Origin of the sequence: Caldicellulosiruptor acetigenus, from assembly GCF_026914305.1 — a bacterium.
GTDB lineage: Bacteria > Bacillota > Thermoanaerobacteria > Caldicellulosiruptorales > Caldicellulosiruptoraceae > Caldicellulosiruptor > Caldicellulosiruptor acetigenus.
The window spans coordinates 657,187-674,629 of the sequence record NZ_CP113866.1 but is presented as its reverse complement, the minus strand read 5'-3'; the positions used below and the strand labels follow the sequence as shown (position 1 = coordinate 674,629).

The following is a 17,443-nucleotide window of genomic DNA, read 5'->3' as shown; positions in this document are numbered from 1 at the left end:
CAATAATGAGGCAAGTTGTACTTTGTAAAAAAGAGACTTGTCAAGAATTTTGTATTTCCAATTTATAACGTAAGTTGTAAAGTTGGGTTATGTTATCAATGCATTTTCTAATACTGGGAACTCCATTTTTCCATTTTGTACGGCGTAAGTTCTCTCGCTGTAAGTAAATATTAATTTCTAAGACTTCAACAGACTGAAAGTATCCACCTGAATTTACTCTAATCTTTTCAATCATGCTGTTTACACTTTCAACGGCGTTTGTGATAAGAATATGCTTTCTTAATTCCTCGGGGTATTTCATATGGGCAAGATAAAACTCTGCTTTTTCTGATATTGCTTTAATAAATCGAGGATATTTTGCAAAGTATTCATCACAAAGTTCTTTAAATTTCAATACAGCTTCATCAAAATCAGAAGAAGAGATTTTGATTTTGTCCAAACTCTTGTTAAAAGCTGAAGCATCATCTTTTGTCATATGTTTTCTGACATTACGTTGGAGGTGGACAAAAGCAAGCTAAAGGTCAGCAAGAGGGTAAGAAAGTTTGACAGCATCTATAATACCAGGAAAGTCATCGCTTATAACAATTAAAACTTCTTTAAGACCTCTTATAATTAAGTCGTCAAAAACTTTCATCCAATCAGCCTTGTTTTCTTTGCCGAAGAAAGTGTAGACACCGAAAATGTCTTTTTTACCTTCTAAGTCGATACCAAGGCTGGCATAGCAAGTAGCTTGTTTAACTTTAGAATTGTCCTTAACTTCACTTCTGAATAACCGTCGATGATAAGAGCAAAAGCACTTGTAGGCAATTCTCTTTGTTTGAATAATTGAAGTTCATTTTTGAGGTCTTCTTTGATTTTTAGGATTTCGTTTTCGGAATAAGGAAGATTTAAGTTTTTCAAAGTTTGAACAAGGGAATGCTCAAGAATAACCATTGACATACTTGCGACATAAGAAGGTCGGTGTACGAACTATCAACTCTTTTGTAGCGGTCAGGGAGGATAGAAGGTCGGAAATTACCAGTACGTGTGCGAGGGACAGAGATTTCGAGACGTTAGGCAGGTGTTGCAAGTTTTACTTCAATAAAAACCATTGCCTTTGTCATTGTCATTTTTAGCAAGGTACACTGATCTTTCCGATAACATAAAGCAATCGAGCAAGTTTTACTTTCAGTTGCTTTAGAGCTGTGCGGTTAGGGTCATCTTTGGAGCAATACATATTTAATACTTGCTCTACAGCCATGTTTTTAGCAGTTTCGTAAATTTCGTTTTTATTCATTCTCAGTGACCCCCTTTGATGATTATTTCAATACTAATTATACAGTGGACACAATTTTATTTTAACTCCCGTTTTAGGTATTAACATTGAAGGATATAAGGATGTTTTAGGGATATGGATTGGAGAGAGTGAAAGCTCCAAGTTTTGGTTGGGTGTTTTAAATGACTTAAAAACAAGAGGAGTAGAAGAGGTACTACTGTTTTGTGTTGACGGCTTGACAGGTTTAAAGGAAGCAATAGAAGCAGTGTTCCCTAAAAGCGATGTTCAAAGGTGTATTATTCATCAACTAAGAAATTAATTCAAGTATGTTTCATACAAGCATATAAAAGAATTTTCAAAGGATTTTAAGAAAGTGTATCAGGCAACTAATGAAGAAGAAGCGCTGGAGAATTTTTATCAGGTAAGAGAAAAGTGTGGGAAACAGTATCCTTATGCGTTCAGAAGCTGGGAAAACAACTGGGAGCTACTAACATCGTTTTTTAAGTTTCCCCCGCAGAATAAGGAAGATAATTTATACCACAAACATCATAGAAGGAATTCACAGACAGTTTAGGAAAGTGACAAAGACAAAATCAGTGTTTCCAAATGATATAGCATTAGAGAAGATGCTTTATCTTGCAACAAAAAATGTTGTAAGAAAGTGGACACAGAGGTACAGAAATTGGGATATAATATTAAATCAGCTTTTGATAATGTATCCTGAGCGTTTGAGAGAGTATATAAAGTAGATAGCGATTACCAGTTCGCATTTTAAACTGCTTCCATGGAAGCAGTTTAAAACAACAAATAAAAAACAGAGTATTATAACCCAGTATTAAATTTTGTCCAGGATTTTAAAAATTTATGCATAAAAATTTTTAAAATGGTAATACTAAAAAATAGAAGGTAGACAAGCTTATCCTTGAATGATTTCTTACCAAGAAGGTTGGTTTAATTTAAATACACAAAATTATTTACAGACCCTATTGTAAAGCTGCAATATATTGTAACTACATTTTTAAGAATAGGTACTCCGTTTTTCCACTTGCCCCGACGCAAGTTTTCTCTTTGTAAATAGATGTTTATTTCTAAAACTTCTACAGACTGAAAATAACCCCCTGAGTTTATTCTTATTTTTTCAATTATACTGTTAACACTTTCTACTGCATTGGTAGTATAGATATGCTTTCTTAAATCTTCTGGATACTTCATATGTGCAAGATAAAACTCCGCTTTTTCATAAATTCCCTTTATAAAACGGGGATATTTTGAGGAATACTGATTACAAAGGAGTTTGAACTTTGAAACAGCTTCGTCAAAATCAGAAGAGGAAACTCTTATTTTATCTAATTCTTTGTTAAATCCAGATGCATCCTCTTTTGCCATATGCTTTTTGACGTTACGCTGAAGGTGAACAAAACACAGCTGATGATCAGCATAGGGGTAAGCGAGTTTAACAGCGTCAATGATTCCAGGGAAATCATCGCTTACAACTATTAAGACTTTTTTGAGTCCTCTTGTAATTAAATCATCGAACACTTTCATCCAATCGGCTTTGTTTTCTTTGCCGAAGAAAGTGTAGAGCTCAAAGATGTCTTTTTTGCCCTCTAAATCAATGCCAAGTACAATATAACAGGTAGCTTGTTTAACTTTGGAGTTATCTTTAATTTCGCAGTGATAGCCGTCAATAATGAGGGCAAGAGCACAGCCATCGAAGTTCTTTTTCTTTAAAGAGTTGAAGTTCATTTTTGAGGTCGTTTTTGATTTTTGTAATTTCCTCTTCAGAATAAGGCAAATTCATGCTTTTAAGAGTTTGGATTAAAGAACTTTCAGAATAGCCGTTGGCAACCAAGAACATAAGGAGGTTGGTATAAGAGCTGTCGACTCTTTTGTATGGCTCAGGGAGGATGGAAGGTCTAAAAGAAGCTGAGCGTGTGCGAGGAACGGAGAGCTCAAGGTTGCCAACAGAAGTTGCAAGTTTTCTCTCATAAAAGCCATTGCCTTTGTCATTTTGGTTTTTTGCAAGATAAACTGATCTTTCTGAGAGCATGATGCATTAAAGTAAGTTTTCTAAAAGTTGTTTTAGAGCTGGACGAGTGGGGTCGTCCTTGGAACAATACATATTTAACACTTGTTCTATAGCCATATTTTTAGCAGTCTCAAAAATTTCTTTTTTCTCCATAATCGTGAACCCCCTTTGTTGATTATTTCAATGCTAATTATACAGTGGACACAATTTTATTTTAACTCCCGAGAAACTTAAAGCTCAGCAGAGAGAAGAATTGGAAGTAATGTTTTTATATGCACCGGAATTAAGGATAGCTCACAGGTTGAAAGAGGAATTTAACAAAGTATTAGAAAGTAAGACATCTGATGAAGCAAAAGAGAAGCTCAAGAAATGGATAGAGATGGCAGAATCAAGTAATGTAGAAGAATTCCAAAGGTGTGTGCAGGTATTTAGGAATTGGTTTTCAGAAATAGTGGAATCATTTGAGGTACCATATACAAATAGTTTGACAGAAGGATTTAACAACAAGATAAAGGTATTAAAGAGGAAAGCATATGGATTTAGGAATTTCGAGAGGTTTAGGAAGAGGATACTGTATAGTTGTACACATTAAGAATATTGGAGAAGCAAATATTTAAGAGTTCCCCTTTTTAATAGGGGATAGAAGGTGTTGATGAATTTTTGTAATCAAATAGTTATAATTGCTATTGTTGTAATTAAATACATACTCAATAAAATTGAAAGGTGGGCATTCAGAACACCCACCCCAACTCTTGACAAAGAGCCATTTTATAAAAGGATCTTATTCAACTATAAACGGCAAGAGCGCCAAGATTCTTGCGCGCTTGATAGCTCGTGTTAGCTGTCTTTGATGTCTTGCGCAGTTGCCAGTTGTTCTTCTTGGCATTATTTTGCCTCTTTCTGTGAGGAATTTCTTGAGCCTGTTCACATCCTTGTAATCTATCTCATATATTCTCTCAACACAGAATGAACAAACTCTCTTTTTCTTTTTCTGTCTCGAGCTAACTCTTTCCACTGTTTGAGTAGCTTGAGCTTGCTGCTGATTTTGATTGTTGTTCAAACCTTTTCCCTCCTTTTTCTTAAATTTCCACTTTATCTAAAATGGCAGGTCGTCTTCTATACCCTCATCAACATCATTGTTTTTTGATGGAATTTTTACATCCTCTTCAAAAAACTTTTCAAGTTCACTATCATCAATTGTCTCTTCATCTAAGTCAGGCAAAATAATGTCTTCTTTTACCTCTGCTTCGCTGTCAACCGGCACATCCTTAGGTTTTGGTTCTGCAAAGTAAATCTCTTCCGCCACAACCTCGGTGATGTAGTGACGCCTATTTGCCTCATCATCCCACGTGCGAAGCTGAAGCCTTCCTATTACCACAACTTGCCTTCCTTTTTTTAGATAGTTTTTTGAGAACTCGGCAAGCCTGCTCCACGCAACAATGGGAATAAAATCGGCATCCTGGTCATTTTCGCGTTTAAAACGTCTGTTGACAGCAAGCGTGAAGTTTGCAACGGGGGTATTGTTGGCAGTAAGCCTAAACTCTGGGTCGCGCGTGAGGCGACCCATTAAAATAACCTTATTCAAAAAAGCCGCCCCCTCTTATTTTTCAAGCTTTACAATCAAGAACCTAATAACCCCGTCTGTAATTCTGTAAACCCTCTCAAGCTCGCGTGGGAACTCAGGCTTGCTTATAAATTGCATCAGCACATAATAACCTTCTGCGTGCTTGTCTATCTTGTATGCAAGCCTTCTTTTCCCCCACTCTTCAACTGTAAGAAGCTGGCCATTGCTTGAGATAAGGTTTTTGAACTTTTCGATAAGGCTATTTCTTGCCTCATCGTCAAGTGTGGGGCTTATAATAAATACTGTTTCATACTTTCTCTCAACCACAGCTTTCACCTCCCTTATAGACATATGGCCCCCAAATCACCTTTTGGGAGCAAGGGAAGAAAGAATTTTTATCTTCCCACAACATGCAGTATTTTATCATAAAATGCACTTTAAAGTAAATAACCTATTTTTATTTTGAAAAATATGCGTGAACCTCTTTTAGGATCTCTCTTATTGGAAGGTTCTGTGGACATTTTGTCTCGCAAACACCACACTCAACACAATTTTCTGCTCTTTCTTTTTCTTTCTTTGCATAATCATTTTTCATCTCCTGATACATGTTATACATGCTTGCCTGATTGTAAATGCTAAAATTCCATGGGATATTAACACCCTGTGGACATGGCATACAGTATTTGCACTCTGTACAGTTGACTTTTCTCAGTTCATTATACTTTTGCGCAACCTTTTCAATAAGCTCAAGTTCCTCATCAGTTAAACTTCCCACTTCATATTTGCTTGCATATTCAATATTTTCTTTTACCTGATCAAGAGTGCTCATACCGCTTAGCACAACTGATACCTCTTTTTGGTTCCAGAGCCACGAAAGTGCCCACTCAACAGGTGTTCTTTTAACCGTTGCCTTCTCCCAAAGCTGTCTTATCTCTTGAGGCGGCTCTTTTGCAAGCCTTCCACCCAAAAGCGGTTCCATAATGACAACTGCCAATCCTTTTGCAGCTGCATATTTGAGACCCTCTTCTCCTGCCTGATAGTTTCGGTTGAGGATGTTGTACTGTATCTGGCAGAACGTCCAGGGGTAGCTGTCAACAATCTCTTTGAATGTACCTACATCGTCATGGAACGAAAACCCAATATATTTTATTTTACCCTCAAGAAGCACCTTTTCAATCCACTTGAAGATGTTCATCCCTTTTAGCTTCTTCCAGTGGTCTTTGTTGAGAGCATGCAAAAGATAAAAGTCAATATAGCTTGTATCAAGTCTTTTTAGCTGCTCATCCAAAATTCTGTCAGCATCATCAAAATTATTTACCTGCCAAACAGGAAGTTTTGTTGCAATCTTAACCTTTTCTCTATATCCCCCTTTCAAAGCTTTACCAACAACAACCTCGCTGTTGCCACCATGGTACACATACGCTGTGTCAATGTAATTGATTCCATTGTCGATTGCAAAATGCAGCATTTGGGTTGCTTTTTCTTCATCAATCTTCGAATAGTCACCATCCAAGATTGGTAACCTCATTGCACCAAATCCAAGAGCAGATACCATAAAGCCTGTTTTCCCAAAGGGTCTGTACTTCATTTCAAAAACCCCTCCAGTGTATGGTTTATTTAAAAATGTGTTATGTTAATATTTTACCTTATTTAAGAGAGATTATAAACACAAAAAAGCTGCAGAAAATTCTCTGCAGCTTTTAGATATTTTCACAAATAATTTTTCCCATCTGCTTTGTTCCAACAAGTTTGCAATTTTCTGTGTAGATATCTCTTGTTCTATACCCTTCTTTGAGAGCAATCTTCACAGCATTTTCTATAGCCTTTGCAGCATCTTCCATGTCAAAGCTGTAACGCAGCATCATCGCAGAAGACAAAATTGTTGCAATCGGATTTGCCAAATCTTGTCCTGCAATGTCCGGTGCTGTGCCGTGAATTGGCTCGTAAAGCCCCACCTTGTTGTCGCCAAGTGAGGCAGAGGCAAGCATCCCAATCGACCCTACAATCATTGATGCCTCATCAGACAAAATGTCACCGAACATGTTGGAAGTAAGTATAACATCAAACTGCGATGGGTCTTTTACAAGCTGCATTGATGCATTGTCAACATACATGTGATTTAGCGCAACATCAGGATAATCTTTTGCAACCTCTTCAACAGTTTCTCTCCAGAGCCTTGAAGACTCCAAGATGTTTGCCTTGTCAACAGAGGTTACCTTTTTCCTTCTCTTTCTGGCAGCTTCAAACGCAACCTTTGCAATTCTTCTAACTTCACTTTTTGAATACACCTCTGTGTCATAAGCCACTTCATCGCCATTTTTTACTTCTCTTCCCTTTGGACCAAAGTACATGCCACCAATTAGCTCTCTGACAACCAGAATATCAATGCCTCTTGATACAATCTCTTTTTTGAGAGGGGATGAATCTTTTAACTCATCATACAGCACAGCAGGTCGCAGGTTTGCATAAACTTTTAGTCCCCCTCTGAGTTTTAAAAGAGCCTGTTCAGGTCGTAAATTCCCTGGGAGACCATCCCATTTTGGTCCTCCAACAGCACCCAAGAGTGTTGCCTCACATTTTTTTACCAGTTCCAAATCTTCATCTTTAATTGGCACACCATACTTGTCAATTGCACATCCGCCAGCGTCAATGAAGATATACTCAAATTTAACTCCAAACTTTGAAGATACCTTGTCAAGAACAAGTAGTGCTTGCTCGATTACCTCAGGACCTATTCCATCACCAGGAATTACAGCTATCCTATGCATCTTTTTTCAACTCTCCTTTTACAAACTCTATAAGCCCGCCTGCTTTCATGATATTTTGCATGAACTCAGGAAACGGCTTTGCCTTGAACTCTTTGTTCTTTGTAAGATTTTTTATGCTACCTGTTACAAGGTCAACTTCAACCTCATCACCAGCTTCTATTCCATCTACTGCCTCTTCGCACTCAACAATTGGAAGACCAATGTTTATAGCATTTCTGTAAAATATCCTTGCAAACGACTTTGCAATAACACAAGATACTCCACATGCTTTTATTGCAATTGGCGCATGCTCTCTTGACGAACCACAGCCAAAGTTCTTACCTGCAACCAAAATGTCACCTTTTTGAACCTTGTTCACAAACTCTTTGTCTAAATCCTCCAAACAGTGTTTTGCAAGTTCAGCCGGGTCAGATGTGTTAAGATATCTTGCAGGAATAATAACGTCTGTGTCAATGTTATCATAATACTTGTGAGCTTTTCCTTTGAAAATCATTGTTCTTCATCTCCCTTCATACCAAGCTCTTCAGGTGAGCCAATGTAGCCTAAAACTGCTGATGCTGCTGCAATTGCAGGCGATGACAGATAAACCTCACTATTTGGATGACCCATCCTGCCAACAAAGTTTCTATTTGTTGTAGCAAGAGCCTTCTCACCATCTGCCAAAATTCCCATGTGTCCGCCAAGACATGGACCGCAAGTGGGTGTTGAAACAACACATCCAGCGTCAATAAATATCTCAATGAGCCCCTCTTTTAATGCCTGTTTGTATATATTCTGTGTTGCGGGGAATATGATACATCTGAGCCCTTTTTTAACCTTTCTTCCTTTTAAGATTTTTGCTGCAATCCTCAAATCTTCAATTCTGCCGTTTGTACAAGAGCCAATCACAACTTGGTCAATATAAATCTTTTCTGTTATCTCATCTATTGTTTTTGTGTTCTCTGGAAGGTGTGGGAAGGCAACTGTGGGTCTAATTTTTGAAATATCAATCTCAAAGACCTGTGAATACTCTGCATCCTCGTCTGCCTTGAATATCTTATAAGGTTTTGTAGAGTGCTGTTTTACATACTCAATTGTCTTTTCATCAACCTCAAATATGCCATTTTTCGCACCTGCTTCAATTGCCATGTTAGCGATAGTGAACCTGTCATCCATCGAAAGTGATTTTAAACCTTCACCCGTGTATTCCATTGACTTGTAAAGTGCACCATCAACACCTATCATACCGATAATGTGAAGGATGATATCTTTGCCTGATGTCCAGCCAGTTTTCTTGCCGTAGAGGACAAACTTGATGGCCTCTGGAACTTTGAACCAGCACTTGCCTGTTGCCATTGCACATGCCATGTCAGTCGAACCAATTCCTGTTGAGAAACTGCCAAGAGCACCATATGTGCATGTATGAGAGTCTGCACCAATAACCAAATCACCCGGCACAACAAGTCCTTTTTCTGGCAAGAGTGCATGTTCAATGCCCATCTCGCCAACTTCAAAGTAATTTGTAATCTCATACTTTTTAGCAAACTCTCGAACCATCTTGCACTGCTGAGCAGACTTTATGTCTTTGTTTGGAGTAAAATGGTCGGGAACTATTGCAATTTTATCTTTGTCAAAAACCTTGTCAATCCCTATCTTTTCAAACTCCTTTATTGCAACAGGTGTTGTAACGTCATTCCCCAGAACAAGGTCAACATTTGCAAAAATCAAATCACCCGGCTCAACATATTCTTTTCCTGCATGATACGCCAAAATCTTCTGGGACATTGTCATCGGTTTTGCCATTTTCTATTTTCACCTCATACTACAGTTTTTTATTTATTATACTTCCTCTTTTCACCTTTTTCTTCACAAAATTTGTTTTCATCATAATTTCAATTAACGATTTTTTCAGCAGTTTTCATTCCAAATTCTATTATTATTGAGTTTTGTCCATTGACTTTATCAAGCCTGATATTTCCTTCAAACTTTGATGTGAAAAACTTTAAGACAATCAAAAACATTGCAAGATTTTCATCTATACTGTCTGAAATAGGAATTGTAATAACAAATTTATTATTCTCTTCATTGCAACTGACCATTAGCTTGATGGTTTCTACTATATTGTTCTTTCCTATCCATTCAATGATTTCTCCAACTGTAAATAATATTATGCTATACCAACTTTCGAAAATTATATTTCGACAATTGGAATCTATGTTAATAACAATACTGTTGAGCATTTTATCAGGCTTAGATAAATCTTTCTCGAGGTCTTTTTTTAATCTTGTTGGAGAAAACTTTTCAGTTGATATTGGCATAATGAGTATAAACCTTGACAATAAATTTTTTGCATTCAACATGACATCTATTAAATTATCAATACTTTTCTGCGTTTTACATAGTTGAATAAAAAAAGAAATTATCGAATTGATGATTTCACGTAAAATTTCGTTATTATTGTTAATCTCTTGCATTTTGTTGTTGATGGTTTTAAGCAAATTCTGATACATCTCATTTCTCTTTTCTAATGCCTTTGTAAGTTGTTCCTTTTCTTCTTGAATCTTATAATATTCTAACGCCTGATTTATGGCAACTTTCAGTTCATCTTCTATACTCCAGGGCTTGGTTATAAACCTGTATATATCTGCTTGATTTATAGCTGCTAATACCTGAGGCAGATGAGTAAAGCCTGAAAGAACTACTCTAACAACTTTTGGATACTTTTGCTTGACAATTTTGAGAAGAGTAAGTCCATCCATTTCTGGCATTTTCATGTCGGCAACAATTACATTCACTTTTTCTTTTTCAAGTATTTGCAAAGCTTCATTACCACTATTTGCAAAAAGACATCTGTATTCCTCATCCATAAGTGCTCTTTTTATTGAACGTAAAATATTTTCCTCATCATCCACAAACAGCACTGTATACTGACCCATGCTTTAACACACCCTTTACACTTAGTCTTCTTGCTTGTTAAACAAACTTTTACACAGCTGTTTTAAATCTACCCAACTCTCACAGTTAAATTTTAGAAACTCCTTACTATAATTTACATATTCCTCGGATTGTTTGACTCCAGCCAAGTCCCAGGCCAAATAACACGCTATATTTACTGCACATACAACTTCTCTGTTTATTATATTGCTACTATCAGGTCTGTGATGGTAAAATGCTGCTTCGACCACCGGCAAAGGGATATCCCACCAACTTAATAACACTGCACCAAGTTCTGTGTGAGTAAAACCAAAGATTTCTTTTTCTAACTCCTCAAAGTCTATATACTGGTCTGAATATATTAACCTTTTTCTATACTCTTTATATTTTTGCGGGAAAAGTTTTAAAAGAAGTATCTGACCAATTCCGTGCAAAAGTCCTGCAGATGCAAACGAATCCTGAACTTTTTTCCCAAGTATCCTTTCATAGATATAATAGAAAATCTTATTAGCAAGATTTGCATGCTCCCAAAGCAAAGCCTTATAATCACTTTCGCCAAGACATTCAAATACAGCTGCATTTAACACTATGTTTCTGACATTTACCAGCCCTAAATAAACAACAGCTTGCTTCACAGATGCAGTTTTCAGATTGTAGAAAGCCGAGTTTGCAATCTGCAAAATCTTGGAAGCTATTGCTGGGTCTTGTTCGATACTCTTTACTACTTTATTGATATCATCCTCATTTTCGATGACTTTGCAAATCGTGTTGTAAAGATTTTTAAGGGTTGGTAGATAATCAATATTATTAATTATTTCTAAACATCTTTTTTCTCTCATTTTGTCTTCTAATTCACTAACATTTACAATAATCTCTTTTAATTTATCATTATTCCACGGTTTTAAGATATAAACCTTTGCAACATTTGTCTGCAGAGCCTTAAAGACAATATTTTCATCTGCGTATCCACTTAAAATAATTCTTATTACCTGAGGATATTTTTCTTTAACAATCTTCAGCAGGTCATAACCAGACATCCCAGGCATTCTAAAGTCAGTTATTATAATATTTATATCATTGGATTCTAAAACATCCAATGCCTCTTTAGCATTTTCTGCAAAGAACAGGTTGTAATCCTCTTCACAAAAGACTCTATAAAGTGCTTTTAATATATTCTTTTCATCGTCAACAAATAAAATTGACTTTCTCATAAATACCACCACTTTTTTAATTTTCACTTTTCTCTGGAATCTGAACATTTATAGGTATCTTGAAAATAAAATTTGCTCCTTTGCCTTCTTCACTCTCTGCCCAAATACTTCCACCATGTTTGTTAACAATGATATCATAGGATATACTCAAACCAAGTCCTGTACCTTTGCCAACATCTTTTGTAGTGAAAAACGGTTCAAAAATTCTTGAAAGATATATCTTCTTAATCCCTGGACCATCATCTTTTATAGAACAGTAAACATACTCAGAGTCACACCACGTTTTTATGTAAATATGTCCTTTTTCTGTTCTGTTTTGCTGACCTTTTATAGCCTGAGCTGCATTCATCAAAATATTTAACACCACCTGTCCTATCTCTCCACGGTTGACATACGCATGACAATTTTCACCATACTCTTTAATTACCTCAACATCGTATTTTAGCTCGTTTCTGGCAATCAGCAAGGTTTCTTCTATAATATCGTTCAAATCTTCAAACGTCTTTTTATTCTCAAGACCACTGCGTGCAAATCTTTTGAGCGATTGAACAATCTGCGACACCCTTTGCAGTCCTTCCTGTGTCTCTTTCAGAAGCTGAGGTATATCTTCTAAAATGAATTCAATTCTGTATTTCTTTTTTAAATCTTCTACCTCATTGATGAGATTTCCTATTGAACTGACTTGTGTTTTAGGGTCATTCAGGATCTGGATAAATTTGTTATATCTGTTTACTATATCGACAATCTTGTCAAAGTATTTTTGGAGAACCTCTATATTGGTAATTACAAAGCCCAAAGGATTGTTAATCTCATGGGCAACACCGGCTGCAAGTTGACCAATGGCTGACATCTTTTCGCTTTGGACCAAAAAATCCTGGGTTTGTTTTAACTTAGCAGTAAGTTCGATAAGCTGGTTGTTCTTTTCTTTTAAATCTTCAAGTGACATTTTATAGAGGTATTGATAATTTTTCATTCTAACAATAGCCCTAAGCCGTGATGACAACTCAATAGGTTTGATAGGTTTTCTGATAAAGTCATTAGCGCCACGGTTAAAACTTTCTTCCAACACCTCATCGCTTTCAAGCGATGTCATAACAATCACAAAAACTTCACCGTAATCTTTGACTCTTCTTATAAATTTGAGAACCTCTAACCCATTTATATCAGGTAAAACAATGTCCAACAACACTAAATCAAACTCGTTTTGACTTACCATCTCAATAGCTTTCTCACCATTTTCAGCAGCAAATATATCACATTTCATCTCCATAGACTTAATAATACCTTCTATTTGCTTAACAATGAAAGGTGAGTCATCTACAATCAATATTCTCATCTTTTCTCACCTCTTAAAAAATAAACAAAAAAATAGAGTGAGGCGCTAAGTTTTCCCTCACTCTATATATACCCTTTATGAATTTTTTATAAACTCCTGTATATTTTCTTCCTCTTCCATTGTAAGCACATTTTTAAGGTCAAGAATGATAATCATATCATCTCCCACACGCGCAATTGAGTCAATGAATTTTCGCTTGATTCCCCTGATGCTCTCACTTGCCTTTTCAATCTTGTCATCTTCAATTTTGAGTATCTCAGAGACATCATCAACCAAAAAACCAAGCTGGAATTTAGAAAGCTCTACAATGATGATTTTCTGCGACTCTACTTTTGAGTCAATCTCAAGCCGTTTTGCAAGGTTGTAAACCGGGACAGATGTGCCTCTCACATCAATGATGCCTTCGACATGCTGAGGCATACTTGGTACCTTTACAATCTTGTTTGGCTTTATAATCTCAACAATCTCAAGTATGTCAACCCCAAAGCTGTAGTCTCCTACATTGAAAATGACATACTGCCTCACGCTACTTCCTCCTCGTTTCTAAATTTCTTGAGGTACGCATTTATGAAGACATCTATCTCACCGTCCATTACTGCCTCAACATTCCCTACTTCTGCTTCTGTCCTGTGGTCTTTTACCAAAGTATACGGGCAAAATACATAAGACCTTATTTGATTTCCCCAGCCAATTTCTGTCTGTTCCCCTTTTAGTTTTTGAATCTTCTCTCTTCTTTCCTTTTCTTTGAGCTCTAAAAGTTTTGCTTTTAAGATTTTGAGAGCAATTTCCCTATTCTTGTGCTGGGACCTCTCATTCTGGCACGTCACAACAATACCTGTTGGAATGTGCTTTATTCTAACAGCCGACTCTGTCTTGTTAACATGCTGGCCACCTGCCCCAGATGCTCTGAACGTGTCTATCTCAAGGTCTTCTTCCTTTATCTCAATGTCGGTGTCATCTTCAACCTCGGGCAGGACCTCAACCGCTGCAAAGGAAGTATGTCTTCTTCCTGCTGCATCAAACGGCGAAATCCTCACAAGCCTGTGAACTCCTTTTTCAGCTTTCAGATACCCATAGGCATTCTCACCAACTATGCGAACTGTGACACTTTTAATGCCTGCCTCTTCCCCCGGCAGAATGTCTAAAGTTTCAACCTTGTAGCCTTTTTTTGCTGCCCAGCGGGTGTACATCCTAAGCAGCATCTCTGCCCAGTCCTGAGCTTCTGTGCCACCTGCACCCGCATGAATTGAGAGTATTGCATTGTTTTTGTCATATGGACCGTTTAAAAGGACCTCTATCTTGAAATCCTCTATTTTCCTCTCAAGGTCCAAAAGCTCTTTTTCAAGCTCTTCTGCCATCTCATGGTTTCCTTCATCCAAGCTCAGCTCTGTCAGCACTTTTAAGTCTTCACACTGCGAATATAGTTTTTGGAACCTCTCTATTTTGTCCTTTAGCCTTTTTATTTTCTGTAAAACTTTTTGAGAGTTCTCTAAATCCTGCCAGAAATCAGGACTCGAAGTCTCACTCTCCAACGATTTTAGCTCACTTTCCAGCCTGTCGATGTCAAAGAGAAACCCTCATTTCCTTGAGGTCTTCTTCTGCCTTCTCTAACCTCTGCAAAATTTCTTCAAGCAAAAGCATATTTTAAGACCACTCCTCTCACTAATGATTTTTAAAAAAAATCACACTGCACCGCAGCATTTTTTGTATTTTTTGCCGCTCCCGCAAGGACATGGGTCGTTTCTTCCAACCTTCTGTGTTTTCACAACAGGTTTTCTCACAGGTGTGTCTGATGGCGCATTTTCATACATCTCTTTAACAACTCTTTCTCTTTGAGGCATATTTTCAACATTTGCATGAAGTATAATCTTTATTGTTTCCTCCTGGATTCTCTTTATCATTTCATCAAACATTTCAAACGCTTCGAACCTGAACTCAACTATTGGGTCTTTTTGACCAATCGCGCGAAGAGATATGCCTTCTCTCAGCTGTTCTACTGCATCTATGTGTTCCATCCAGTGCATGTCAACAACTCGCAAAAGCACAACCCTTTCAAGCTCGCGCATAAGCTCGCCAACTTCTTGTTCTTTCTTCTCATATTTTTCTTTTGCAATTGAGATGAGCTTTTCTTTTAGCTCCTGTTTTGTCATATTTTTTGCATCCTGCTCAGAAAGCTCACTATCCAAGAATATAAACTTCAAATCCTGCAAAAGACCTTTTATATCCCAGTCTTCAGGATGAGGACTTTCGCCTGTGTACACCTTTATCTTGTAATCCACAAGCTCATCTATCATGCCAAGGATAGAATCCCTTAAGTTCTCGCCTTCTAAAACCTTGCGCCTTTGTGAGTATATTATCTCTCTTTGCTTGTTCAAAACATCGTCAAATTGCAAAAGATGTTTTCGTATCTCAAAGTTTCGTGCTTCAACCCTCTTTTGCGCCTTTTCAATGGCATCAGACAAGAGCTTGTGTTCAATCGGCTGGTCATCAGGCAAGCCCAGCGACTCAACAAGGTTTTTAATCCTCTCAGACCCGAAAAGTCTCATCAAATCGTCCTCAAGCGATACATAAAACCTTGACTCGCCTGGGTCACCCTGACGGCCGGCTCTTCCTCGGAGCTGGTTGTCTATTCGCCTGCTCTCATGCCTCTCTGTACCAATTACTTTCAGCCCGCCAAGCTCAGCAACACCTTCGCCTAAAACAATGTCTGTTCCACGGCCTGCCATGTTGGTTGCAATTGTCACAGCACCTTTTTGACCAGCCTTTGCAATTATCATAGCCTCTTTTTCGTGGTGTTTTGCGTTTAAAACCTCATGTTTTATACCATGTTTTTTGAGCATCTCGCTCAGCATCTCAGACTTCTCAATTGACACTGTGCCAACCAAAACAGGCTGACCTTTTTTGTGAGTCTCAACAATCTCCTGAACAATCGCCTCAAACTTTGCCTTTTCTGTCTTGTAAACCTTGTCAGGATGGTCAATTCTTATCATTGGTTTGTGCGTAGGAATTTCTATGACATCAAGCTTATAGATTTCTCTAAACTCCTGCTCTTCTGTCTTTGCAGTACCTGTCATACCAGCAAGTTTTTTGTACAGCCTGAAATAGTTCTGGAAGGTAATTGTTGCCAAGGTTTTGCTTTCTCTTTCTATCCTCACGCCTTCTTTTGCTTCAATGGCCTGGTGAAGCCCTTCCGAAAACCTTCGGCCGTACATCAATCTTCCTGTGAACTCATCAACGATGATTACTTGGCCATCTTTTACAACATAGTCCCTGTCTCTTTTCATGAGCGCGTGAGCTTTTAGTGCCTGGATAATGTGGTGGTGAAGGGTTGCATTTTCCGGGTCAGCCAAGTTTGTGACACCAAAATATTTCTCGGCTTTCTTGATACCCTCTTCTGTGAGCGAAACTGTGTGTCTTTTCTCGTTTACTATATAGTCATAGCCAGTGGTATCTGGCATTTGCTTGTCATCATCACTGTTATAATAAAGAGGTTTTAGTCTTCTTACGAAATTGTCTGCTCTTTTGTAAAGGTCTGTTGACTTTTCAGCAGGACCTGAGATGATAAGAGGCGTTCTTGCCTCGTCAATCAAGATTGAGTCAACCTCGTCGATTATTGCATAGTTTAGCTCTCTTTGCACAAGTTCTTCTTTGTAAATTGCCATGTTGTCACGCAAGTAATCAAACCCAAACTCGTTGTTTGTACCATAGGTAATATCACAGCTATAAGCTTTTTTCCTCTCTTCATGTGTCAGGCCATGGACTATAACACCAACAGAAAGTCCCAAGAAATTGTAAATAGGTCCCATCCACTCAGCGTCTCTTTTTGCCAAGTAGTCATTAACAGTTACTATATGAACACCCTTGCCCTCTAAAGCGTTCAAGTACGCAGGTAGAGTTGCCACAAGGGTTTTACCTTCACCAGTTTTCATCTCTGCAATCCTGCCCTGGTGCAAAACTATTCCACCAATTAACTGAACTCTGAAATGGCGCATCTTTAAAGTCCGCCAAGCAGCCTCTCGCACAGCTGCAAACGCTTCTGGCAGGATATCGTCCAAAGTCTCGCCGTTTTTTAACCTCTGTTTGAATATGTCTGTCTTTTGCCTCAGCTCTGCATCTGTTAATCTCTCATATTCCGATGCAAGTGATTCTATCTTATCAACTATTGGCAAGATTTTTTTTATCTCTCTTTCGCTGTAGCTTCCTATCAGCTTTTCAATTATTTTTAACATGTTTCCACCCTCGATTTTTTCAAAAATTTTTGGACAGTTCAAATAATTATTTTATCACTTCTTGAAGATATATTCAAACAAAAATCCGCTCAAGACAAATTCTTGCCTTGAGCGGGGGCAGTGATGCTCTTAATTTTT

At 37.6% G+C, this 17,443-nt stretch carries 13 protein-coding genes and 4 pseudogenes; 2 read left to right on the top strand and 15 right to left on the bottom strand.

Annotated features, from left to right (window positions below):
- Positions 1-40 precede the first annotated feature (40 nt).
- Positions 41-1,276, bottom strand: a pseudogene (locus tag OTK01_RS03200) (IS256 family transposase).
- A gap of 70 nt (positions 1,277-1,346) precedes the next feature.
- Between OTK01_RS03200 and OTK01_RS03195 the strand changes: the two are divergent.
- Positions 1,347-2,004: pseudogene (locus OTK01_RS03195) on the top strand (IS256 family transposase); the annotation flags it as partial.
- Positions 2,005-2,225: 221 nt separating this feature from the next.
- Here OTK01_RS03195 and OTK01_RS03190 read toward each other — a convergent pair.
- Positions 2,226-3,437 (bottom strand): annotated as a pseudogene (locus OTK01_RS03190) (IS256 family transposase).
- Positions 3,438-3,507: 70 nt separating this feature from the next.
- Here OTK01_RS03190 and OTK01_RS03185 point away from each other — a divergent pair.
- Positions 3,508-3,876 (top strand): annotated as a pseudogene (locus OTK01_RS03185) (ISL3 family transposase); the annotation flags it as partial.
- Between the two features lie 189 nt (positions 3,877-4,065).
- Here the strand turns inward: OTK01_RS03185 and rpsR are convergent.
- The 13 genes from rpsR to secA all read right to left on the bottom strand — a co-directional run bounded on the left by rpsR (position 4,066) and on the right by secA (position 17,305).
- Positions 4,066-4,299: a 30S ribosomal protein S18 gene (gene rpsR, locus OTK01_RS03180; RefSeq protein ID WP_035168561.1), complete on the bottom strand. Its 234-nt coding sequence runs from the start codon at positions 4,297-4,299 to the stop codon at positions 4,066-4,068.
- Positions 4,300-4,380: 81 nt separating this feature from the next.
- Complete coding sequence (locus OTK01_RS03175; RefSeq protein ID WP_014043005.1) at positions 4,381-4,869, bottom strand: single-stranded DNA-binding protein; 489 nt, start codon at positions 4,867-4,869, stop codon at positions 4,381-4,383.
- 15 nt (positions 4,870-4,884) lie between these two features.
- Entirely contained in the window at positions 4,885-5,175 is a 291-nt protein-coding gene (gene rpsF / locus OTK01_RS03170; RefSeq protein WP_029228837.1) for a 30S ribosomal protein S6, read from the bottom strand.
- 130 nt (positions 5,176-5,305) lie between these two features.
- Entirely contained in the window at positions 5,306-6,436 is a 1,131-nt protein-coding gene (locus OTK01_RS03165; protein ID WP_029228836.1) for an aldo/keto reductase, read from the bottom strand.
- 112 nt (positions 6,437-6,548) lie between these two features.
- Complete coding sequence (gene leuB / locus OTK01_RS03160; protein WP_029228835.1) at positions 6,549-7,616, bottom strand: 3-isopropylmalate dehydrogenase; 1,068 nt, start codon at positions 7,614-7,616, stop codon at positions 6,549-6,551.
- Positions 7,609-8,109, bottom strand: coding sequence for a 3-isopropylmalate dehydratase small subunit (gene leuD / locus OTK01_RS03155; protein ID WP_013431873.1), 501 nt, complete (start codon positions 8,107-8,109; stop codon positions 7,609-7,611). Before leuD ends, leuB begins: the two co-directional genes overlap by 8 nt.
- Positions 8,106-9,398: a 3-isopropylmalate dehydratase large subunit gene (gene leuC / locus OTK01_RS03150; protein WP_029228834.1), complete on the bottom strand. Its 1,293-nt coding sequence runs from the start codon at positions 9,396-9,398 to the stop codon at positions 8,106-8,108. Before leuC ends, leuD begins: the two co-directional genes overlap by 4 nt.
- 89 nt (positions 9,399-9,487) lie before the next feature.
- Positions 9,488-10,531, bottom strand: coding sequence for a response regulator (locus OTK01_RS03145; RefSeq protein WP_029228833.1), 1,044 nt, complete (start codon positions 10,529-10,531; stop codon positions 9,488-9,490).
- Between the two features lie 21 nt (positions 10,532-10,552).
- Positions 10,553-11,740 carry a response regulator gene (locus tag OTK01_RS03140; protein WP_029228832.1) on the bottom strand — a complete coding sequence of 396 codons (1,188 nt, stop codon included), beginning with the start codon at positions 11,738-11,740 and terminating at the stop codon, positions 10,553-10,555.
- A gap of 16 nt (positions 11,741-11,756) precedes the next feature.
- Positions 11,757-13,076, bottom strand: coding sequence for a sensor histidine kinase (locus tag OTK01_RS03135; protein ID WP_029228831.1), 1,320 nt, complete (start codon positions 13,074-13,076; stop codon positions 11,757-11,759).
- Between the two features lie 75 nt (positions 13,077-13,151).
- The gene (locus OTK01_RS03130; protein WP_029228830.1) at positions 13,152-13,601 is read right to left on the bottom strand and encodes a chemotaxis protein CheW; all 450 of its coding nucleotides are present in this window, start codon (positions 13,599-13,601) and stop codon (positions 13,152-13,154) included.
- A protein-coding gene (prfB, locus tag OTK01_RS03125; protein WP_156844452.1) for a peptide chain release factor 2 occupies positions 13,598-14,717 on the bottom strand; the annotation gives its coding sequence in 2 pieces (ribosomal slippage) (positions 13,598-14,641 and positions 14,643-14,717; 1,119 coding nt in all). The genes OTK01_RS03130 and prfB overlap by 4 nt, the downstream gene beginning before the upstream one ends.
- A 41-nt stretch (positions 14,718-14,758) precedes the next feature.
- The gene (secA, locus tag OTK01_RS03120) at positions 14,759-17,305 is read right to left on the bottom strand and encodes a preprotein translocase subunit SecA (RefSeq protein WP_029228829.1); all 2,547 of its coding nucleotides are present in this window, start codon (positions 17,303-17,305) and stop codon (positions 14,759-14,761) included.
- Between the last annotated feature and the right edge of the window lie 138 nt (positions 17,306-17,443).